The sequence below is a fragment of the Clostridium massiliamazoniense genome (assembly GCF_001403635.1).
Lineage (GTDB): Bacteria > Bacillota > Clostridia > Clostridiales > Clostridiaceae > Sarcina > Sarcina massiliamazoniense.
In genome coordinates this window covers 1,497,534-1,521,638 of record NZ_LN879468.1, presented here as the reverse complement: position 1 = coordinate 1,521,638, position 24,105 = coordinate 1,497,534, and the positions used below count along the sequence as shown (strand labels likewise).

General features: G+C 27.8%; 16 protein-coding genes and 1 riboswitch. All 16 genes read left to right on the top strand.

Going from position 1 to position 24,105, the window contains the following annotated elements; translation table 11 throughout:
- The first annotated feature begins 168 nt into the window (after positions 1-168).
- The 16 genes from pilM (at position 169) to ARA19_RS13965 (ending at position 24,067) form a co-directional block, all read left to right on the top strand.
- A complete protein-coding gene (gene pilM, locus ARA19_RS14040) occupies positions 169-1,368 on the top strand; it encodes a pilus assembly protein PilM (protein ID WP_055071570.1) in 1,200 nt (399 codons plus the stop codon).
- Between the two features lie 14 nt (positions 1,369-1,382).
- Positions 1,383-1,952: a PilN domain-containing protein gene (locus ARA19_RS14035; RefSeq protein ID WP_055071569.1), complete on the top strand. Its 570-nt coding sequence runs from the start codon at positions 1,383-1,385 to the stop codon at positions 1,950-1,952.
- Positions 1,939-3,225, top strand: a complete 1,287-nt coding sequence (gene pilO / locus ARA19_RS14030; RefSeq protein ID WP_055071568.1) for a type 4a pilus biogenesis protein PilO — start codon at positions 1,939-1,941, stop codon at positions 3,223-3,225. Before ARA19_RS14035 ends, pilO begins: the two co-directional genes overlap by 14 nt.
- Before the next feature lie 28 nt (positions 3,226-3,253).
- Positions 3,254-4,255, top strand: a complete 1,002-nt coding sequence (locus ARA19_RS14025) for a prepilin-type N-terminal cleavage/methylation domain-containing protein (RefSeq protein WP_055071567.1) — start codon at positions 3,254-3,256, stop codon at positions 4,253-4,255.
- A gap of 16 nt (positions 4,256-4,271) precedes the next feature.
- Positions 4,272-6,626: a hypothetical protein gene (locus tag ARA19_RS14020; RefSeq protein ID WP_055071566.1), complete on the top strand. Its 2,355-nt coding sequence runs from the start codon at positions 4,272-4,274 to the stop codon at positions 6,624-6,626.
- 10 nt (positions 6,627-6,636) lie between these two features.
- A complete protein-coding gene (locus ARA19_RS14015; protein WP_055071565.1) occupies positions 6,637-7,260 on the top strand; it encodes a type II secretion system protein in 624 nt (207 codons plus the stop codon).
- Between the two features lie 99 nt (positions 7,261-7,359).
- On the top strand, positions 7,360-9,822 hold the full coding sequence (locus ARA19_RS14010) for a vWA domain-containing protein (RefSeq protein WP_055071564.1): 2,463 nt from the start codon (positions 7,360-7,362) through the stop codon (positions 9,820-9,822).
- A 340-nt stretch (positions 9,823-10,162) separates the two neighbouring features.
- A complete protein-coding gene (locus ARA19_RS17655) occupies positions 10,163-11,065 on the top strand; it encodes a hypothetical protein (protein ID WP_055071563.1) in 903 nt (300 codons plus the stop codon).
- Positions 11,066-11,439: 374 nt separating this feature from the next.
- Positions 11,440-11,537: riboswitch (purine riboswitch) on the top strand.
- A 167-nt stretch (positions 11,538-11,704) separates the two neighbouring features.
- Positions 11,705-13,159 (top strand): IMP dehydrogenase, encoded by a 1,455-nt coding sequence (guaB, locus tag ARA19_RS14000; RefSeq protein ID WP_055071562.1) that lies wholly within the window; start codon positions 11,705-11,707, stop codon positions 13,157-13,159.
- A 246-nt stretch (positions 13,160-13,405) separates the two neighbouring features.
- Positions 13,406-14,932, top strand: coding sequence for a glutamine-hydrolyzing GMP synthase (gene guaA / locus ARA19_RS13995; protein ID WP_055071561.1), 1,527 nt, complete (start codon positions 13,406-13,408; stop codon positions 14,930-14,932).
- 100 nt (positions 14,933-15,032) lie between these two features.
- A complete protein-coding gene (locus ARA19_RS13990; RefSeq protein WP_055071560.1) occupies positions 15,033-15,221 on the top strand; it encodes a hypothetical protein in 189 nt (62 codons plus the stop codon).
- A 31-nt stretch (positions 15,222-15,252) separates the two neighbouring features.
- Positions 15,253-15,594 (top strand): DUF4116 domain-containing protein, encoded by a 342-nt coding sequence (locus ARA19_RS13985; protein WP_055071559.1) that lies wholly within the window; start codon positions 15,253-15,255, stop codon positions 15,592-15,594.
- A gap of 206 nt (positions 15,595-15,800) precedes the next feature.
- Positions 15,801-16,364 (top strand): alkyl hydroperoxide reductase subunit C, encoded by a 564-nt coding sequence (gene ahpC / locus ARA19_RS13980; RefSeq protein ID WP_055071558.1) that lies wholly within the window; start codon positions 15,801-15,803, stop codon positions 16,362-16,364.
- 336 nt (positions 16,365-16,700) lie between these two features.
- Positions 16,701-18,365 (top strand): FAD-dependent oxidoreductase, encoded by a 1,665-nt coding sequence (locus ARA19_RS13975; RefSeq protein ID WP_055071557.1) that lies wholly within the window; start codon positions 16,701-16,703, stop codon positions 18,363-18,365.
- A gap of 458 nt (positions 18,366-18,823) precedes the next feature.
- A complete protein-coding gene (locus tag ARA19_RS13970; RefSeq protein WP_055071556.1) occupies positions 18,824-22,213 on the top strand; it encodes an AAA family ATPase in 3,390 nt (1,129 codons plus the stop codon).
- Between the two features lie 282 nt (positions 22,214-22,495).
- Positions 22,496-24,067 carry an ABC transporter substrate-binding protein gene (locus ARA19_RS13965; RefSeq protein WP_055071555.1) on the top strand — a complete coding sequence of 524 codons (1,572 nt, stop codon included), beginning with the start codon at positions 22,496-22,498 and terminating at the stop codon, positions 24,065-24,067.
- Positions 24,068-24,105 lie beyond the last annotated feature (38 nt).

Below are 24,105 nucleotides of genomic sequence, written 5' to 3'. Positions count from 1 at the left end.
TATTTAGTGAATAATATTTTATTAAGTATATAAAACTTAAGTTTTATGGGAAAATATACGAAATTTTAATAATATAGATTATCTTACTCCTGCAAGGATTATGGTAGGAGGTTAATTTTAAAAAATATATAAAAATAAATTTCTGAAAATCTTTTAAGGGGTGAGGGTATGAATAATGGGTTAGATGTAGAAAAGCTAGCTGAGGAAAAGTTAGGTATTAAAGAAATTGATAAAGATATTAAGGTTAAGAAAAAGAAAAAAATTAGTTTTGCTAAGAAGAAACCTACTAAAAAGGAGCCTAAATTAAGAAAGGTTAAGGATAATAAATTTATTTCTATTGATGTAGGAACTAGTTTTATTAAGGTTGTTGAAGGGCGTAAAAGAAAGGATAAGATTCAAATTTTAAATGCAGCTAAAATAGAATCTTCTTCTGAATATGTTAAAAATGGTGACTTGCATAGTTTACCAAACATAGTTAATTTGTTAAAAACTAATTTTGCTCAAAAAAATATGAATACTAAAGATTTAGTTTTTGTAATGGGTGGAAATCAAATAATAAGTAGGGAAATCTCTGTAATTTATAATAGTGAAATAAGTGAGAAGGAATTTAGAATATTAATAGCTAATGAACTTGCTCAATACTTACCTATTAATATGGAAGATTATGATATTCAATATAAAGAAATAGAGAAGTTTAATGTTGATGGGCAACCTAGAATAAAGGTTTTAGTGGTTGTTTGTCCAAGGTCAATTGTTAAGGGATTTTTAAAAGTTGCTGAGGATATAGGTGAGAAAAAGAAGCCTTATGCCTTGGATATAACTAATAATGCTATAACAAAGATTTATAACCATGTAAATACTATTAATGGAACTAAGATAAATAAAAAAGAAGCAGCTATGTTTATAGATATGGGAGCTGCAAGCTTTAATATTTCTATTTTAAATGAAGGTGTTCTTGAATTTATGAGATCAATTCAAGGAAGTGGTTTTGAAATTGATAGAAACATAGCATTAGGAATTGGTGTTCATGTCAAAGAGGCAGAGGATTTAAAAATAGAGAAGTGTAACATTGGAGAACATAATGAAAGTGAAGCTAATAATTTTGCAAGAGAAATTGTTGCGCAATGGACAGATGAAATTGAAAGAATAATTAATTTTTATGGGAATAAAAGAAAGAAAAGGATAGATAGAATATATATTTATGGTGGTACATCTAAGTTAAAAGGCTTGGGTGAGTATATAAAAAATAGGGTAAATATAGAAGTGGTAAAAATAGAAACAGTTGATAATATAGAAATATCAAAATCAGTAGCTATAAATAATATAGACCAATATTTAAATGCTATTGGTACATTATTAAGACTTTAGGGGGAGGAACTATTATGACAGATATTAATTTTTTTGAACCGTATATTTTAGAAAAAGAAAAAAGTAGTAGTTCGAATAATGTTATTTTAGTAGCTAGTTGTGTAGCAGTAACCTTAGCAGCAGGGTCATTAGGATATAATACCTATACTATGGCAAAGCATAATAAGGCTATAGAGACTTTAACTAATGAGTTAAATGATGCTGCTTTTAAAGAAAAGTATATTGAGGCAACGGCTATAGCTAAAGAAAAGGACATCCTAACAACTTATGATAGTACTTTAAGGGATATTTATACTTCCATGAAGAATAGGGCTATGGTGAAAGAGGAATTAATGACATCAATTTATGGAACTGTGCCTGGAGGAGTATTATTTAAAAATATTTCAATAAATGGTGGAAAAATAACTATAGCAGGGGAATCTAGTTCAGAAAATGCTATAGCAGAGCTCCAATATAACATTAATAATTTAGAATTTATTAAGGGTAGTCATGTGCCATCTATTACATCAGATTTAGAGGCTTCTGAAACATTTACTTTTACAATTAATTGTGAAATGGAGGAGGAATATTATGAAAATAAGTAATAAGGAAAAAACTCTTTTAGCTATAGTTGGGATTGTAGCTTTAAGTGTTGGATATTACCAATTTGTATTTGTTCCTCAAAGGGAAAAGGTGAAGGAAGTTGAAAGTAAGTATACTGCATTACAAAGTGACTATGATAATAAAAAGTTGGCTATATCAAGTATAGATAAGAATAAGGAAGCTATAGTAGCTTTAAAAAGCTCTATAGATGATGTATCTAATTTTATTTACCCAGAGATATGGCAAGAAAAAATAACTAAGGAAATTAGTGCTATAAAGAGTAAAACAGGGCTAAAGGGATCTTTAAGCTTTGAAAAGCCAAGTTACATGCCTATAGCAGCCTATTTTGAAGCAAAGCAAGAAGAAGAAAATACTCAAAAAACCTTAGATGATTTAATGAAGGATTACAATGGGGTTGCATTAAAGGAGCAGAATCAAGACGGAAAGACAGAAGATGATGCAAAGAAAGAGGAAGTAAAAAATAAACTAGAGCAAACAAAGAAACTTGGAGAAGAACAAAGAGAAAAGGCGAAAGTTGAGCCAACTCCAGAGGAACAAAAATTTGCTGTAAAGCAAATGAAGGTTACTATGAATTTTAGTGGAACTCACGCACAACTTGTTTCTTTTATAAAGGAAGTTGATAAATATGAAAGATTAGTTGCTGTTCCTAATATAACTATAGCAGCAAGTGGAGAAGGATCAACAGAGGTAACAGGAAATCTATCACTTGAATTCTATGCAGTACCTAAGGTTGGAGATGAAGATTTAGATTATTTTGATTGGGATGGCTCAAGAGTTTCAGGTAAGGAAAATCCATTTAATGATTTATATACAAGTAAACCAAATGGAACACAAAGCTCTGAAACAGCTGTAATGATTAATTTAAGACCAGCAGCTTCTGATTTGCCAAGCATAATGATAGGAAGACCAGGAGATAATGAGAAGAAGACATATATAGAAACATCAGGAAATAAAAAGGAAACTATAGAGGTAGAATTCACAAGTTCAGGTGGAAAGTATTATATAAGTTATAAAACTGGAGATAAGAAATATCCAGCTACAGGTGGAGAGGAAATAAAGGTAGCAGGTATGGTAATTCCTATGGATGTAAATTCAGCACCAAGACAAGATGCTACAGATAAGGTTGCAGCACAAATTATTGTTAAGAATAAAACTGATAAAAAGGTTGCAGTATCCATAAGAGGGGATGACAAAGAAAATCCAAGAGTAGTAGTAATACCAGAAGGTGATGTACAGTATACTAACGTGCAATAGTTTTGAGTATTAATAAGGAGGGGAAATTTTGCTAAAATGCAATAAAAAAATCCTTAAAAAGCTTAAACAAAAGAAAAAAGGTTTTACTTTACTCGAAATAGTAGTTGCATTAGCTGTAATAGGAATTATGATAGTACCTCTAGGTGGTGCGTTACTTACATCAGTAAAAACAAATAAAATGGGTGAAATAAAACAAGAATCAAAACTGATTTCCCAGGAAATTATCGAAAAAATTCGAAGTTTTGGAGATATTAAAGATTCTATGACTTTTAATGTAGGAAAGGAACAAGGAGATTCTATTAGTATAACTAAAAATTCTTCTAATAATAAACTTTATAATGTTACAGGTTCATTAACTGATAGTGAAGGAGCAACAATGGTTGAAGGAGAGATAATTGAACAGGGAGATTTAAAAGAGGACTTTGGTAGTAAGAAGTATTTAAGTGAGAAATTTGGTCTTTTTATATATATTCAAAATCATAAAGAGAATAATAAAATAAGCATTTATAAAAGTAGCGGCAAAACTATAGATGAGTATTTAAATGATACTCCAAATACTGTCATAGAAAATAGTATGGATTTAAAAATAGAAATAGGAGATACAAATAATAAAAATAAATTGCTTGTTAACGGAAAAGATATGGGATCATTAGTAAGTACTGATATTACTAGAGGAAATATTGGAGAAATAGCTATTTATGTAGAGGAACCAAGAGAAGTAAATGATTTAGTGAGTTTACATTTGAATAATAAAAACACTAAAAAAGATGATAAAGTTCAATTGTATTTTTTTAATAATAAGCTTCATGATATATCACATGATGAAACAAATGACCCTAGAACAGATTCTTTTAAAAGAGATAGGTATATAAATGGTGAGTTTGAAATCTTTGATAATATAACTTATTACAAGGAAACTGAAAGGTTAAACAAAGGATTATATACTATTACTTTAGAATTTAGAAAGAAGATTCCAAATGGAACTACAGTAACAGAAAAAACACAAAGTGAGTTCATGGTAGATAATTAGTTTGGAGGGGGGAAATATGGTTAATAGAAAGAAAAAAAGGGGATCATCAATATTGATTACAGTAGGCATGTTTGCCATACTTTCTATATTGATAATGTCAGTTTTAGCTATGACAACCTCAGGCTATTCATTAAGGATAAAAAATAATAAAAGGATAGAAAACTTTTATGCTGCTGATTCAGGTTTAGAAATAAGTCAAAAGGTACTTCATGATTATTTAGGGAAAGTTGTTAAGTCTTCCTTAAATAAGGTAGATGAATATGTCCAAAGTAAACCTGATGGAAAGCTTTCTCAAAGTGAAAAAGAAGAAAAGTTTCAGGAATTTTTTAAAGATATTATTTTAAATGGTGGAGAACTAAAGGATGATACAGGGAATGTTGTAGAGCAATTAAGAAGTGCAAAGGATGAAGTTGAACTACCAAGTAATTATGATAGTTTCAAAAGAGATGGTAAAAATATTGAAATACAATCAAAATTAAAATCTTTAAAGAAAGATGGAACAGAAATTATAACACCAGCAGTTTCTTATAAGGATATTAATAAGTTTTCTTTAAATGTAAAATCTAATTTTAAAGATAAGGATAATAAAGATAGAGAAGTAGAAGTGGATTTTGATATATTAATACCTGAGTATGGAAAACTTTTAGTGAGAGCAAAAAATAGTAAAGCTCCAAATATACTTAACTACATTGTTGGGGTTGATGGAGATTATACAATAACTACTGATACAACAACTAGTGTTTTAGGTGATATGTGGGTTAAAGGTAATAGCCCTAATGATAGAGACGTTAATTCTGAAAATAAATATGATGGAGGAATAGTAGTTAGACAACCAGAAGGTTCTGCTTATTCAGCGCCAGAAGTAAGATGGGATGGAACCATTGCAACTAATGGAACTTTAAATATTAGTAATATTATATTTAAATCAGGGATTAAAGGACAAAGCGGAGAAGAAAATATTTTTGCTAGAAATATAAAAATAGATAATAGTAAAGACAAAACAGGAGATTCATCACTTTTTGGAGATGAAACAAATCTTCATGTATATAATGATTTTCTTCTTGAGGGTATAAAAAATAAGATAGTATTAAAGAATTTTTATGGCTTAAATGATATAAATGACTATGAAAAGAATTGGGAAAATAAAAAATTGAAGAATGCACAAAAATCTAGTTCAATGATAATTAATTCTGAAGATTTTGGAAAGGATTCATCTATTGATATAAAAAATGATTTATATATTTTAGGAACATCCTATTTAGATTTAAAAGGTGATGATTATCAAACTGGACAATCTACAATAATGAATAATATTTCACGACCTTATACTATGAGATATGATGATTATCTTTATCAATATAAAAGATATGGAGATAGTGGAATCCATATAGCTACTAAAGACAAGGATGGTAAGGAACTTTCACTTAGTGGGGAACAAAGTAAGGTAGCATTAGCAGAACAGTTTTATAAAACTAATACAAGCTATTTTAAGGATGGTTTAACAGTTCCTGAAGATAATATAGCTAGTACTGGTGTTATTTTAGCTAATAATCAGTCCATAGCTAGAACTCCTAGAGTAGAACAAATTGAAAAAGCAAAGAAAAAACAAGGTGAATTCGCTAAGGAAGTTTTTTATATGGGGAATAATGAAGGAAATTATGGTCAGAAAGAATTTTGGAACAATAAAGTTAATGAAACAGTTAATAGTTCCTTCAATTGGAATGGTATAAGTGATATTGCACAAAAGGATCATAATGGAGATTCTTCATCAAGTATTATAGACCTTGGTGGGAACAATAGAGATTTTATACACATAACTAGTAAAAAAACACTTAATGAAATAATGGTTGAAGCAAAGAATGATGGACATGAGCTTGGTAAGTATGGAAATAGATGGGCAACTACAACTAGTGCTGTACCTCATATAATACTTAGTAATACTAATAAGGAATTAGTATTAAGGAATACAGGAACTGGTAAGCCTAAACTAGAAAAGGAAACTGATACTCAAATTATTTACAATGTTAATATAGGTAATGGAGCAGATGCACCACCACTTCTTGTTATAGCAAAGGGAAAAATTACCTTTGAACCTTTCAATGGATATAATCACATAATGCTTATTAGTGCTGATAATGCTGAAATAAAAGTTCCATATGGTGTTCCAGCAGTTATAGGAAATTATGATTCTGGAACATCAGAAGGAAAACAAAAATTAATAAATGAGCTTTTCAAATATATTTTGGAGAAAGATAGTATTCTTGGAGGGGTTGGAGGTTCTATACTTATAGGTAGTGAGGATAGAGTTACAACTAATGCTATAGAGGTTTCACATCTTATAAAATCTAAAAATTGGAAGCTTAATAAATAGAGGTGAACCTATGATTAAAAGGAATAAATCTAAAAAAGCTATTACTTTAGTAGAATTAGTTATAGTTTTGTCTTTAATGTCCATAGTAACGATGCTTGTATTTAATTTTGTTAGTATCTCTCAAAGACAAAGTAAAAGTTTAGAGATAAAACAGGAGCTTCAGCATGATGGAAATATGATTTCTGAGAGTATGATGAAAAATATATTACATTGTAAATCTATAGAGAAGGTTGAAGGTGTTAATCCTTCTTCTACTAACGATAATAGCATAAAAAGTATTACTATTAATTTAAATGGAGAAGGTTATTTTTTATCACAACCATCTATAACAGATGTGGAACAAGTGGAATATAGATTAGTTGGTAATGAATTAAGGTTAATTGCTTGGCAAAGAGTGAATTCAGGAGATACTAATTTAACTGAAAGAGAAATTCAAACTATAGTTAAAAATGTTAAAGAGATAAAGATAGTAAATAAAGATATATTATCTCAATTAGTATCAAAACCATTAAATAGCACAGAAGTTAAAGAAGAGATAAAAAAACAAAAGGGAATTAATTTAGAAATACTATTAGAAAAAGAAGGAATAGTTCATAAGCATACCTTTGAATTAAATTTAAGAAATGCAAACTAGAATGTTTAAGGAGATTTATCAAAAATTTTAATACTTTTGATATAATCTCCTATTTTAAAATTATAATAAAGAAACCTCTTAGGGTGATCGGAGGGGAAAATGGATAGAAGTAAATTATTTAAAAAGCTTGGAATAGCTTTGGGGGTTTTAGGAATAGCATGTATAGCTTTTATAGGGGTATCAGTAGTAAAAGCAGAAGATAGTGAACCTAAAATGACAATAGAAGCAGAAAAAAACAATATAAGTACTTTTGAGAATAATAATTTTGAAGTAAAGGTAAAGTTAAATCCAAGTACAATAAAATATGATAATAGTAATAATATTCTTGAAAGAATTTTAGATGGAACAAATTTATCTATAGATAGTAAAGTTTTTAGTTTTGTTAGTGTAACAGGTAAAATTATTAATACTGATGGAACATTTAAGGAGTTAGAAAATTTAAAAGTTACAGAAGATAATATAAAACTACCACAAATAAAATACAACTATGATGCAGTAAGTCAATTGTTAATTTCTAATCCTATAGAATTAACTATTATTATGAAAGCAAATACTGTAGGAAAATATAAAGGAAAAGAATCTTTAGATAAATTAATATTTTTAGAGCATAAAAACATTAAAGGTGATGTAATAAGTGGAGAAAAACTTATTGTAAAAGACGGTGAGATTTCAGTTAATGTAGATAAAGTAAACTATGAAAATCCTAAAATAATGGGGGGTGAATTTTTAATTAATAAGCAAGAGAATGAAAAGGGAATTAAAATGGTTGCCTTTGGTGAGTTACTTGAGTTAAATTATCACTTAGTACCATCAGAAATTATGACAAGTGAAAAAGTTCAAGATGTTCAAGGAGATAGTTCAAGAAAGTTAATATATGTTTTAGATGAATCTGCTTTAAGTAAGAGGAGTGAAGGTAAGGAAAGCTCTAAAGAAGCATTAATAAAATCTTTAAATGATTTAAAGGCTAGTAATCCAAAGCAAGAGGTTGCACTTGTTACCTACGGAAGCAAGGCAAGGGTTATTAGGGCTTCAGAGAAGAGTTTTTATACCATAGATGAATTAATAAGCAATATTAATGAAATAAGCTCAGAGGAGAAGAATGGGAATCTTGGAGATGCTTTAAGACAAGCTCAGTATTTAATAAATGAAAATAAAGATGATAAAATTAGTGTTATTTTAGTTTCAGAAGGAAATCCAGCATATTTTACAAGGAAAGATGATTCAAATAATTTAGTTGAGTTTTCTACTAAAAGTGGAGAATTAGGGACAAATTTTAATGAGGGGAAAGAATATGTTGAAGAAATAGCAGAACTTATTAATAAGGAAAATGAAAAGAATAAAAGAGATATTAGATGGTTTAATATTAATTATGGATTAGAAGAAGAACAAATGTTATCTAATGAAGTAATAAAATCTTTAGGTGGAGAAACAGAAAATGAAGTTATGCCAACAGAACTTGATTTTGAAAAGGTAGTTAAAAATGCTACTTCAGATTTAGTAGTAAATATGGAAATAAAAGCAGAAGGCTATGGAAAAGTTAAGGTGGCACCAGAAAGCAATAAGCAAATAATAGCTGTTCATTATAATTATAAAAAAGATGAGAGCGGAAATATTATAGTTAATGATAAGAAACAAAAAACTTTAGTACCAGTTACAAAAGAAGTAATAGGTGAAGGTGCCGATTCTAAAAAAACTATACCTTTTAAAGTAGGGCTTAAATTTATGTCAGATACTGAACTAGATTTAGCAGATTCAAAGGTTTTAAAGGTTTCAGTTAATAGTAATATGGAAGGTAGTAAAGAAGTTATTTTTAATGTTTTGGAAAATATAGAAGGTAGTGAAATTGTTTCTTGGAAAGCAGAACCAGAAGTTAATTATCTTAAAATAACAGGACTTCATAATGGTAAGTTAGATAATTTTGAAGTTGCTAAAGATGGAAATTATGATGTAGAGTCTCTAGGATATATGCAAGTAATTGCAAGTCAAATATTTGATGGTATTAATAGTTCAGAATTTTCTATGGCAAAAGAAAATACTTTTAGAAGTGGAGCTTTAATTAAAGTTAATGCAGAATCTAATATAAAGCTTAACATTAAGGATATTAAAGGAAAATCTAATATAAGAGAAAATGATGTTAAATGGGAAGTTTATGAATATAATATTGAACAAAATAAGTTTATAAAGAAGGCTACTAAGGATTATGATGGTGTGAAAATATTACAAGCTAATAAGATTTATTTAGTTGTTGCAGATTGTTTTATACCAGATGATGCAGAAATAGATGCTTCATTTAATATTGGCTATAAGTTAAAAATAGAAAAAAGGGAAAAAAATAAAACATTTGATGTAGAGCCAGCATTAAATGGAGGGGTTGAAATGCCATCTAGTGAACCGTCAGTTGAAGAGGCACTGCTTCAAGGAAGTAATGAAGTAATTCAAGAAGAAAACTTATATGAAAAATATTTTCTTGAAGAAAGAACTAAAGATAATGAAGATAAATCTATAGCTCCAATTGAAATAGAAACAAAAATAATAGTAAAGGATAAACCAAATCATTATTAATTAAGAAAGTTTTATTTCTTAGTTGCAGTTATCTAGAAGCGTGAGGCTGTTTATCTCCTACTTATAGTATAGCCTCTAGCTATGAGATAAATATATTTTTCATTTGCCGAGATAGCTAGATAAAAGGCAGAAAGGATGTATCTATAATTTGATACATCCTCTTTTAACTTTTAGATAAAAAATAGTTGTTTTAATAGTAATAAAAATATTTTTATGGGGTAATTTAAATATATAATTAAAAGGAATTTATTAAATTTGATTAATTTACTAAAAAAATATATAATTTATTAATACTAATTAAATAACTTAAAAAATTGTAAAGTAAAATAAGGAGATGAAGATGGATAATATAAAATTTGAAAAAGTTTCTGTTTCAACATTTTCATGGATTTTTTTAGTAAGCATAGTTATAGTTATTTTGATTTCAATATTTAGATTTGATAAAAGTATAAATAATAATGTTGCAAATGTGGGAATTCCTATAGTGAATGTTCCTGTTAATAGCAATAGTCCTGTAGCTAAGGATTTTTCTACTGTACCTGTAGATCAATCAAGAATAGAACAACTTGCTGTTCAATTTAATAATCAAAATACAAATACTACAACATCTACATTAGTTTCACAAAGTTCAACTAATCAAGATATATTACTTGAAGGCTTAAATGGAAATTTAAATAATCAAGCAGCACAAGACGCAGATATGAAGGCTGCAGAATCAAATAACAATAATTCTAGCAATAATATTACTAATGATAATAGTACTGATATTACTAATAACAGTAGCAGTAACAATAGCAACAGTGCTAATAGCAATAATAACAATACTAGTAATGAAAATAATGCAAATACAAGCAATAGTAATACAACTCAAAATAATACGACTAACGATGGAAATAATAATTTAGAAACTCAAAGTAATTCTAATAATATATCTAACAATGGAAGTAGTAATATAACAAATGATACTAAATCAATAGAAACTGATAATAGTAATAATAATACAAATAATATTAAAGATAATAAAACTCAAAACAATGAAAATACATCTAATAAAAGTACACATAGTACAACACAAGATGGTAGCACCTTAAATAATAATTCTACTCAAAATAATGTTGGAAACAATAGCAATAGTAATAGTGCTGATAACACTACTAATAATAATTCCAATGTTGTTAATAAAGGCGTTAAAGGTGCTCAGCAACTAATTAATAGTTTGTTAAAATCAAATGCTGAAGCTTAATCTAAATATTAAATAAGTTTTAGTGGAAGTTATTTAGAAATAGGTGTTTATTTGCATTCAATTTTTTAAAGATTGAAGTTTTATAGGCATTAATCAAAGTATAAATATAAAAAGAGCTATCTAATTTATGGATAGCTCTTTTTATATTTATACAATTAATTTAGTATATAAATTACTAAAAAGAATAAACTAAAAAATAAAGAATTATAAATTTAAATAGTATTAATTTAATTAAAAGATAGAGAGAAATCATTCTTAAATTAATAAAAATGAAATAAAACTTGCATTTAGTGTGTTTTAGAATTTTAGTAGTGGTTTTTTATTGACAATAGCTTGTACATGTCATATAATTAATAAAAATCATCGAACTAAAAATAGAAAAACACAAAAATGCTCGTATATGCTTTGAATATGGCAAAGTGTCTCTACCGGGAACCGATAATTTCCGTCTATGAGTGATTTAATATAAACATTATTTTAATGGAGACATATTAACTCACTTAGAAAGTTAGTATGTCTTTTTTTAGAATAATTTATAATTAATTACAGCATTTTGAGTTTAAAAATTTCATGATTAAATATAAATGAAAGAAATAATTCAAAATTAAATTAATTTTTATTATATTGGAGGTAGTTTAAATGGCTAAAATATTAAAACAAGGATACACATTCGACGACTTATTATTAGTACCAAATAAATCAGAAGTATTACCAAATGAGGTTGATTTAAAAACAAAGTTAACTAAAAAGATAACTTTAAACATACCTTTAATGAGTGCAAGTATGGATACTGTTACTGAATCTAAAATGGCAATAGCTATAGCTAGAGAAGGTGGTATTGGTATAATCCATAAAAACATGACTATAGAAGATCAAGCTAAAGAAGTTGATAGAGTAAAAAGACAAGAAAATGGTGTTATTACTGATCCATTCTATTTATCAGAAGAACACACAGTAAGAGATGCTTTAGATCTTATGTCACAATACAGAATCTCAGGTGTTCCAATAACTAAAGGAACAAAACTTGTTGGAATAATAACTAATAGAGACATTGTTTTTGAAAGCAATTATGATAGAAAAGTAAGCGAAGTAATGACAAAAAGTCCATTAATAACTGCTCCAGAGGGAACTAAAGTAGAAGAAGCTTTAGAAATTCTTAAAAAACACAAAATCGAAAAATTACCTTTAGTAGATGGTGAAGGGAATCTTAAGGGATTAATAACAATTAAAGATATAGAAAAAGCTAAAGCTTATCCAAATGCAGCAAAAGACGAAAAAGGCAGACTTTTATGTGGAGCTTCAGTAGGAATAACTAAAGATATGATGGAAAGAGTTGATGCTTTAGTTAAGGTTAACGTTGACGTTGTAACTCTTGATACAGCACATGGTCATTCAAGAGGAGTTATAGAAGGGGTTAAGACAATAAAAGCTAAATATCCAGACCTTCAAATAATAGCAGGAAATATAGCAACACCAGAAGCAACTAGAGACTTAATAGAAGCTGGTGCAGACTGTGTTAAAGTTGGTATAGGACCTGGATCAATTTGTACAACAAGAGTAGTTGCAGGTGTAGGTGTACCTCAATTAACAGCAGTTATGGATTGTGCAGAAGAAGGTAAAAAATACGGAGTACCTGTAATAGCTGACGGTGGATTAAAATATTCAGGAGATATAGTTAAAGCTTTAGCAGGTGGAGCATCAGTAGCAATGATGGGTTCATTATTTGCAGGTTGTGATGAAGCTCCAGGTGAAATGGAAATATATCAAGGAAGAAGCTACAAAGTTTACAGAGGAATGGGTTCATTAGGGGCAATGGCAAAAGGTTCAAGTGATAGATACTTCCAAAATGGAACAAAGAAATTTGTACCAGAAGGAGTAGAAGGTAGAATAGCTTATAAAGGACCAGTTTCAGAGACAATCTATCAATTACTTGGTGGAATAAGATCAGGAATGGGATATTTAGGAGCAAAAGACCTAGAAACATTATATGAAACAGCTAACTTTATAGTACAAACTTCAGCAGGATTTAGAGAAAGTCATCCTCATGACATAAACATCACTAAAGAAGCACCTAACTATAGTGTAAGTCAATAGTGAATAAATGGAATGAATAGATTATAATATAATTGGATAGATTTTCTACAAAGTTAATCTATCCAACTTTAAAAATAGTGACTTTAATATTTATTCCTTAATTAACATAATAAATATTAAGAGTACTACTATTAAAGAATTTATAGACAAGAAACTTAATAATAGAAAAAAGTAAGTAATAAAATTAGTAAAAACTTAATGGAATGAGAAAAATAAAATTAATAAAAATTATTGCAGGAGGTATTTATGAAAGATTTAGTTTTAATAGTTGATTTCGGCGGTCAATATGCTCAACTTATAGCAAGAAGAGTAAGAGAAAATGGTGTTTATTGTGAAATAGTACCTTATACATATAGCGCAGAAAAAATAGCTGCAAAAAATCCTAAGGGAATAATATTTACAGGTGGACCAAATTCAGTTTATGGAGAAAATAGCCCTCAAATTGATGAAAAGATATTTGAATTAGGAGTACCTGTACTTGGAATATGCTACGGACATCAATTAATGAGTCACAAATTAGGTGGAAAAGTTGAAACAGCACCTGTTAGTGAATATGGTAAAACAGATATTAACTTAAAAGAATCACCTCTATTTGAAGGATTTGCAGGTGATACTACTTGTTGGATGAGTCATACAGACTATGTTGCAAATGTACCAGAAGGTTTTGAAATAATAGCTAGCACATCAGTATGTCCAGTTGGAGCAATGGCTAATAAAGAGAAAAAACTATATGGAGTTCAATTCCATCCAGAAGTTGAACATACACCATTTGGAAAAGATCTTTTAGCGAACTTCCTTCACAATGTTTGTGAATTAGAAAAAACTTGGTCAATGTCTTCATTTGCTGAGCAAAAAATAAAAGAAATAAGAGAAATAGTTGGAGATAAGAAGTTAATATGTGCTTTATCAGGTGGAGTTGATTCATCAGTGGCAGCAGTATTAGTTCATAAAGCAGTTGGAAAGCAATTAACTTGTATTTTTGTTGACCACGGTTTACTTAGAAAAGATGAGGGTGATCAAGTTGAAAGAATCTTTAAAGATGAATTTGACATGAACCTTATTAGAGTTAACGCTAAGGATAGATTCCTTGGTAAATTAAAAGGTGTTTCAGAGCCAGAAGCAAAGAGAAAAATTATTGGTGAAGAATTTATAAGAGTATTTGAAGAAGAAGCAAATAAACTTGGAGATATAAAATTCCTAGTTCAAGGAACTATTTACCCAGATGTTGTTGAGAGTGGAACAGATACTTCAGCAGTTATAAAAAGTCACCACAATGTTGGAGGACTTCCAGAAGATATGGAATTCTCATTAATAGAACCATTAAGAGAGTTATTTAAAGATGAAGTAAGAGCAGTTGGAGAAGAGCTTGGAATTGCTCATGACTTAGTATGGAGACAGCCATTCCCAGGACCAGGTCTTGCTATAAGAGTTCTTGGAGAAGTTACTGAGGAAAAATTAGAAACTGTAAGAGAAGCTGATGCAATATTCAGAGAAGAAATAAAGAATGCAGGATTAGAAGGTAAGATATGGCAATACTTTGCAGTATTACCTAACATACAATCAGTTGGAGTAATGGGTGACTTTAGAACTTATTGTCATACAATAGGTTTAAGAGCAGTAACATCATCAGATGGAATGACTTCAAACTGGGCACAAATACCATATGAAGTTTTAGATAAAGTAAGTAGAAGAATAGTTAATGAAGTTAAAGATGTAAATAGAATTGTTTATGACGTAACTTCAAAACCACCAGCTACTATAGAATGGGAATAATTTTTATAATAGGGATTGCATTAAAGTATATGCAATCCCTATATTCCTTTGTGATATAATTATTAGGAATAATTCAGTAAAATACTAAGGAGGAAATCTCATGTTACATTTAAAGCTAAAAGATGGTACTAGATTAAGAGTAAAAGCAGATACATATGATGAATTTGTTGAAAATTGCAAAGAGGGAAATGTCTTTAGAATAAGAGAAAGATATCTTAATGAAAATTTAAAGGAAATAATAATTCCAGAAGACTCTATTGCAATAATAAGAGTTAGAACTATCTATTAATTAATTGAGGAATAAAATAAGGAGAGATATTATGGAAAGTGCATTAGAAGAAGCATATTGCAAGTCTTTAAGACAAGATGGATTAGCATTACAATACTTAAAAAATCAAACAGAAAAAATGTGTTTAGAGGCAGTAAAGCAAAATGGAATGTCTTTAAGATTTGTTAAAAACCAAAATGACAAAATAATACTTACTGCTGTAAAACAAAATGGATTAGCATTAGAATTTGCTCACAGCCAAAGTCCAGAAATATGTAATGAAGCTATTAAACAAAATGGATTAGCATTGGAATTTGTAGAAGAGCAAACCAGTAAATTAGTTATTGATGCTTTAAAGCAAAATTATAGAGCAATAAAATATACAAAATTATAATTTTATCTGTAGCTAAATATTGAGATATGAGGATATATCAATGTTTAGCTATTTTTTTATTTTAAAATTATAATTGATAATAATTATTTATTAAAAATAATTATTGACAAGTTATTAAATAATAATTATTATTAATTATAACAGATGAAATACAAAATCATTTGAAAATAAATTTCATTTAAAAATAAAAGGTTGGAGGTAATATTATGTCATTAATAAACAAAAAAGTTTCAGAATTTAAAGTAAATGCTTATCAAAATGGAGAATTTAAAGAGGTTACAAAGGAATCATTAAAAGGTCATTGGTCAGTATTTGTATTTTACCCAGCAGACTTCACTTTTGTATGTCCAACAGAATTAGGGGAATTAGCTGATAACTATGAAAAATTTAAAGAAGTAGGTTGTGAAGTATACTCAATTTCAACAGATACTCATTTTGTACACAAAGCATGGGCTGATTCATCAGATACAATAGGAAAAATAAAATATCCAATGTTAGCTGATCCAACAGGAAAATTAGCTAGAGATTTTGAAGTTATGATTGAAGAAGAAGGAGTAGCTTTAAGAGGTTCATTCGTAATTAATCCAGAGGGTGAAATTAAAGCTTATGAAATTCATGATAATGGAATAGGAAGAAATGCAGAAGAATTATTAAGAAAAGTTCAAGCAACTCAGTTTGTTGCAGAACATGGGGATCAAGTTTGTCCAGCGAAATGGAAACCAGGTGAAGAAACACTTACTCCAAGTTTAGATTTAGTTGGAAAACTTTAATATTATAAATGATTACTTTAGGGGATTTAAATAAAGTGTTTAGTAAAATAAAATTTCATTAACTTATAAAAATAAAAAAATAATAAAATTGAGTTAAAATAACTTAATTCATTATAGAACTTCTCAAGAGTATTATCAAATTAAAAAAGAATTAAAGTCATAAATAAAATAATTTAGAAAACCAACTTGAATTTGAAAAGGGATGTCTTTGCATCCCTTTTATTTCAAAATATTTTTAAATTATCACAATTAAGTAATGATGGTTTAATAATGCTTTGATTATTTTCTTAGTAAAGAAGATGGTTAACTATGAAAAGTAATGTAGGAGGAGAAGGTATGAAAGAAATATATGATTTATTAGTAATAGGTGGAGGTCCAGCAGGATTATCAACAGGAATATATGCGGGAAGAGCAAAATTAAATACTTTAATTATAGAAAAAGAAGAATTAGGTGGACAAGTTAATAAAACATTTGATATATCTAATTATCCAGGAGCTAGAGATTCTAATGGACCAAAGCTTATGGAAGAAATGAGAAAACAAGCTGATGATTTTGGAGTAAGTTTTATTTCTGCAAGGGTAGATAGTGTAGACTTAGATGGAGAAGTAAAGGTTATTAAAACCTCAAAAGGAGAATTAAAAGGAAGAGCAGTTGTAATAGCTACTGGAGCATCACCAAGAAAGTTAGGATTCAAAGGGGAAAAGGAATTTACAGGAAGAGGAGTAGCTTATTGTTCAACTTGTGATGGACAATTCTTTGAAGGATTAGAAGTTTTTGTTATAGGAGCTGGCTTTGCAGCAGCAGAAGAGGCTATATTCCTTACTAAATTTGCAACAAAGGTAACTGTTATAGCTAGAGAGCCAGAATTTACTTGTGCAAAATCAATTGCAGATAAAGTATTAGCACATCCAAAAATAGAGGTTAAATTTAATACCGAAATTTTAGAAGTTAATGGTCAAGATATGATAAATCATGCTAAATTTATAAATAATAAAACTAAAGATATCTTTGAATACAATGCAAAAAAAGAAGATAGAGCTTTTGGTGTTTTTGTATTTGTTGGTTATGAACCACAAAGTAGTTTAGTTAGAGATAAGTTAAAACTAGATAATTATGGATATATAGTTACAAATGAAAATATGGAAACAGAGATAAATGGAGTTTATGCTGTTGGAGATATTAGACCAAAACAATTAAGACAAATAGTTACAGCTGTAGCTGATGGAGCAATTGCTGCAACTAGTGCTGAAAAATATATAATTACTTTAAAAGAAAAGCTAGGAATAAAAGATAATTATGAAGTTAAAAAAGTTAAGAAAGAAGAGAATAAAATTGAAAATAGCGAATTAGGTAATGTATCTAGAAAAAGTTCTTTATTAAATGATAAATTAAGAGGTCAATTAAAAGGAATTTTAGAAAAGATAGAAAATGAAGTAACTCTTGTTTCTATAGTAGATGAAAGTAATGAAAAATCATTAGAATTAAGAGATTTAATATTGGATATATCAGATTTAGGAAATAAGATTAATAATGTAATATACTTAAAAGGTGAAAATACAAAATTAGAAAATGAGATTAATGCTGATAAATATCCTGTAGTAGCGTTGTTAGATAAAAATAAAGAATATACAGGAATTAAGTTCCATGGAGTACCAGGAGGTCATGAATTAAATTCATTTATATTAGCAATATATAATGTTGGAGGACCTGGTCAACAAGTTTCAGAGGATATAATAAAAAGTATAAAATCTATAGATAAGAAGACAAATATAAAGATATGTGTATCATTATCATGTCATTTATGTCCTGATGTAGTGGTATCAGCACAAAGATTAGCAATAGAGAATAAAAATATAGAAGCAGAAATGATAGATGTAGCTAATTTTAAGGAAGTAAAGGATAAATTTAAAATAATGAGTGTTCCAGCTATAATAATAAATGATGAAAAAGTTTATTTTGGAGCTAAAAAAATAGAGGAAATTATAGAATACATTAAATAAGTTTAGTTTATAAATGAACAAAGAGTTAAGTGACTGAATATTGTTATATAGCAATACTTGGTCATTTTTTTGTAAAAACATAGGGAGAAAGTTGACAATTTTACTAATAATAATTATGATTAATTAAAAGCAAAGAAAAAGTACATAAACTGAGGCTTACCTTATATTGAGTTAAAGTTTTGCTTAAATTTTAGAAGAAAATAGCTAGGTAGATGTTAACTATTACATAAAATACTGTAGTTAAGATGTAAATTATATTAAATAAGTACCATAAATTATAAATAACTATAATGAATAAGTTTAATATAATTTTTTTTTTATAATTAATAAAATAAAATAAACATATTAATAAGAAAACTATAATTATTAAAATATAACTTTATTTTTTTAAATGTTAGAATAATAGAGTAAGAACATATGGGTACATAATATTTAACAAAAGATAGAAGGAGAGAGTAATGAAAACTAAAGAACTTTTAGAAAGAGACTTTATAGAAATAAAAAATAATTTAAATAAAGCGCTTGTAGGACAATATGATTTAGTAGATGATTTATGTAATTATTTTAGTGGAAAATTAGAGGAAAACTATAAAGGAACTATTTTTATTTTAGGAGAAAAAGATACTGGAAAGAGAATGTCTATTCAATTACTTTTTGAAGAACTTGAAAGTTTTAATTTAATAGGAAGTTCAGAAATAAGTGAAATAAATTTAAGAAATTATAACTTTAATTTAGGATATAATGCATTTTTAACTGATTTATATAAAGCTTTAAATTCAAATAGTGAAGTTGTAGTTTTTAGAAATTTTGATTCAGCTAGTGAAAAGATGCTAAAAATAATTTCTAACGTATATCCTAATTCATGCTTAACTTTAGAAGAAGATTATATTATAAAAAATGATTTCTTAATAGAAGCAAAAGGACAAGATGAAGAAGGGGAAAGAATAAGAAACTTTATATGTCATAGTAAATTCTTTGTTTTTTTATCTTATAAGGATGACTTAAATTTAGATACAATGTTTTCAAAGAGTTTTATAGATCAGATAGATAAAGTACTTTATACAAAGCCTTTAAATAAAGAAGAAAGAGCAGAAGTTATAAGAAGAAATCTTGAAAAATCTTTTAATAATATAGATGAAATATTTAATGTTGATATAAAAATAAGCTTAGATAAAAGAAAAACAATAGATAAGGATATTGAATTAAGTAATTTCTTACAAGAAAGTTATAAGGAAGATAAAGAATTTGGTATAACTGAATTTGTTAATTATAAAATAGATAGACCTTTAAGAAATTTAATTAACAAAGAAAAAATAACAAGCGAAACAACTATAGTAATTTACATAGATAATGAAGAAATTTATTGTCACACTGTAAATGGAACATTTAAATTAAGTGAATATTTAACACCAACTTTAGATGAAGTTAAATATAAATTAAATTCTATTATCGGAATGGTAGATTTAAAAGATTTCATAAATAATATAGAAAATAACTTTAAAGTTCAAAAAATAAGAGAAATTTTAGGTCTTAAAACATCTACATTATCAAAAAATATGATTTTTGCAGGTAATGCAGGAACAGGAAAAACTAATGCCGCTAGAGTTACCTATGAATATTTTAATGCTTTAGGATTATTATCAAAAGGAACTTTTAGAGAAGTAAGTAAAGCAGACTTTGTTTCAGAAAATCCAGCAGATACAGCTAGAAGAACTAATGAAATTATAGAATCAGCTATAGGTGGAGTATTATTTATAGATGAAGCATATTCATTATGCGAAAGTAAAGAAGATAAAGTAGGTAGAGAAATAGTTGATGCTTTATTAAAAGGTATTGAAGATAATAGAGATGATTTAATAGTTATACTTGCAGGATATGCTAAGGATATGGAAAACTTCCTTTCAATGAATTCAGGTTTAAAATCAAGATTCCCAAATATAATTAATTTTGAAGATTATACACCAGAAGAAATGTATGAAATAGCTCTTAATATAGCTAAATCAAAGGGATATAAAATTGCTGATGATGTTAAAGATAACTTAATAGACTTATTCTCAAGAAACCAAATTAGAGGTAAAAATGATTTAGGTAATGCTAGATTTGTAAGAAATGTTATTGAAAATGCTATAATGGATGCTTCTAAGAAGTATTTAACAGATAGCAGTAAGAGTATAGATTTATTAGAAAAAGATAACTTTAACTTTAAGACTAATGCAAAGTTTAATCTAGAAGAGGAACTTTCAAAGATTATAGGTTTATCTGAAGTTAAAAAATTAATAAGAAGTCAATATAAACTAGTTGTGGCACAAGAAAAGAGAAGAGCAGCAGGAATAGTTTTAAATATAGAACAAAACTTAAACATGGTATTTGCAGGAAATCCTGGAACAGGAAAAACAAGTATTGCAAGATTAGTTGCAGAAATGTTTAGTAGTATGGGGATGTTAAAAACTGGTCAACTTGTTGAAACAGATAGAAGTAGTTTTGTTTCAGAAGTTCCAGGGGAAACATCTAAAAAGACAGAAATGAAATTCAAAGAAGCTTTAGGTGGAGTATTATTCATAGATGAAGCTTACACACTAGCTACAGATGATTTAGGTAAGGAAGCAATAGAAACGCTACTTAAATTAATAGAAGACTATAGAGGAGAAGTTATAGTTATTCTAGCAGGTTATGAAAAGGATATGGAGCAATTCTTTGATGTTAATATTGGGTTAAGATCAAGATTCCCATTATGGACTATATTTGAAGACTATAAGCCAAAAGAACTTTTTGAAATGGCTTTAAAACTAATTGAAGGAAAAGGATTCGTCTTATCTGATAATGCATATATTGCTTTAGAGAAGAGTTTCATTCAGATATATGAAAATTCTGATTCACAATCAGGAAATGGTAGAATGGTAAGAAACTATGTAGAAAATCTAATTAGAAGTCAAAGTATAAGAATTGCAGAGAATGATATTAGCGTTTATGAAATGAATTTAATCATTTCTAAAGATATAGAAAATGTTAATATGTCAGATTATGATAATAACTTTGATTTAGAAGAACTTCTTAAAAATTATGTTGGAAGAGAAGGAGTAAAAACCTTCTTAAGAAATCAATATAAGCAAATAAAAACAAGAGAAAAAAGAAAGAAGTATGGTTTAGAGTTAGATGGAAACAGACCTATGAACTTAGTATTTACAGGGACAATAGGAACTGGAAAGAGAAAAGCTTTAGAAATACTTTCACAAATGTACTTTAGTTTAGGGATATTAAAGTCAAAAGATTTCATAGAGATAGATAAAGATGAAATAGATGCAGAACTTGAAAGAGGTCGTAGCTTCCATGATATTTTAAACAAATCTGTAGGTAAAATATTATTCATAGATAAAGCTCACAAGTTGTTTAATGCAGAAAATAGTAAAGAAATATTATCTGTATTAATTAAATTTATAGATAAAAACTATAATAAATCAGTAATAATATTATCAGATGAACTAGAAGAATTAAGACCCGTAATATTAAATAATCCATCTGTAAATTATAGATTCACAGAATGGGTAGATTTTGAGGACTATACAATAGAAGAATTAACAGATATGGCTACAATATTATTAAAAGCTAAAAATGTTAAATTTGATATGGGAGCTGAAGAGTTATTAAAAGAAACTATAAGAGAGCTTTCAGAAAATAAATATCTAAGTTTAAAAAATGGTTTAATGATAAAGAATTACTTAGACCAAATAATAAAAACACAAACAATAAGAGTTTATGATAATGCAATTAAGTATGAGAATATGAATTTAATAACTGCTGAAGATATAAAAGAAGCTAAGAAGGAATTTTTAAATAAGCTTACTTTCTAGTAGAAAAAAGTAGTCTCATATTGTAAAAATAGAATATTAATTAATGAATAAAAGAAGTAATTATAAGGTTGATTATAATTACTTCTTTTTATTCATTGTTGATAAATATTTTTAATTTTTTTGAATGATATATAAAAAGATAATAATGACAGATAGTATGGGTATAAGTAAAATATTATTAGTTAAAAAAGGAAGGTAGTGATTTAAATATGGAGAGAAAGTTTATTTTAAATTTAGAGAAGAGAATTAAGAAACAAAGGATAATTGAATCGGAGGATAAAAATGAAAAAAAAATATATTGTAGGGATATTATGCGCAGTAGCTGCATGTTTAATAGGCTGGGGAGGATATGAGGCTTATGCAAGTACAGGAACTAAAAGTCAAAGTAATACATTAGTATTTTCAATTCCCTCAACACCACCAACTATGAATCCAATTTATGCTAATTCAAATAGTTCACTTATGGTAACAGATGCACTTTATGAACCTTTATATACCTTTAATCAAAATGGTTCTATAACATACAATGGTGTTGCTGAAAGTATAACCCCATCAAATGATTACAAAACATATACAGTTAAATTAAAACAAAATCTAAAATGGTCTGATGGTCAACCTTTAACAGCTAAAGATGTAGTATTTACTTTTAATACTATAATGAATCCTAAAAATAATGCATTAATAATGCAAACCTTTATGATTGATGATAAGCCAGTTACATGTAAGGCTGTTAATGATGATACTATAGAGTTTAATTTACCACAGGCATCTTTAGGATTTGAAGCAAATCTATCACAATTATATCCAATACCAGAGCACATTTATAAAAATAGTACAGATATCAAAGACTCTTCAGCTAATAAGAATCCAGTAGGAGATGGACCATATAAATTTGAAAGTGAAGAGGCAGGAACAACTGTAACATTAGTAAGAAATCCATATTTCTACGGAGAAAAAGCAAAGACTGACAAAGTTGTTTTTAGGGTTATAGCAAATAATGAATCAGGCATAGCAGCATTAGAGTCAAATCAATTGTCTGCAGGACTTTTATCAGAAAAACTTTTACAAAATCCAAAAATAAAAGCTAATTATAATATAACTAATTTTGGATCAGGATTAGTTAATAGTATAATATTTAACTTTAAAAATAAAGATTTAGATAATTTAAAGGTAAGAGAAGCTATTTCCTATGCATTAAATAGAACAGCATTAACAGAAGCGGAATATGGAAATAGTAAATATGTAAAACCTGCTTATTCAGTTTTTTCACCAGAAACTCAATATTATACAAATGATGTAACTAAATATGATTATAATTTAGACAAGGCTAAGGAGCTTATGAAGGAATCTGGAGAAAGTAACGTTACATTAAAACTTATTTATGCTTCAGGATTTGAATGGGCAAAAAATCAAGCTGTATTAATACAACAAGAACTTGGAAAAATAGGAATAAAGGTTGAATTGCAACCAGTAGCACTTAATGCTTTCTTCCAAGAAATATTTACTCCTAATAATAATAAGTATGACATGGCCATAAATGAATATAACATGGGAACAACACCAGATGGTTATTCAATAATGTTTACAACTGGAGGAGCTAATAATTCAGCTAATTTTAATAATGCCCAAATTGATAAATTGTTCAAGGAAGCTTCAGAATCAACAAATTCTAATGAAAGAGCAGAATTATATAAAGAAATACAACAAGAATTATCTAAAGATATACCACTTTACACAATAAATTATCCTGAAACTATTTTAGGTGTTTCTAATAAATTAGGTGGTGTTAAGGAGGCTATTCCAACACCAATATCATTATTTAGTAACTTAGGAGCGTTGTATTATAAAAATTAGAATTTAAATAAAGGTAAAAAATCATAGTTGTTAAATTA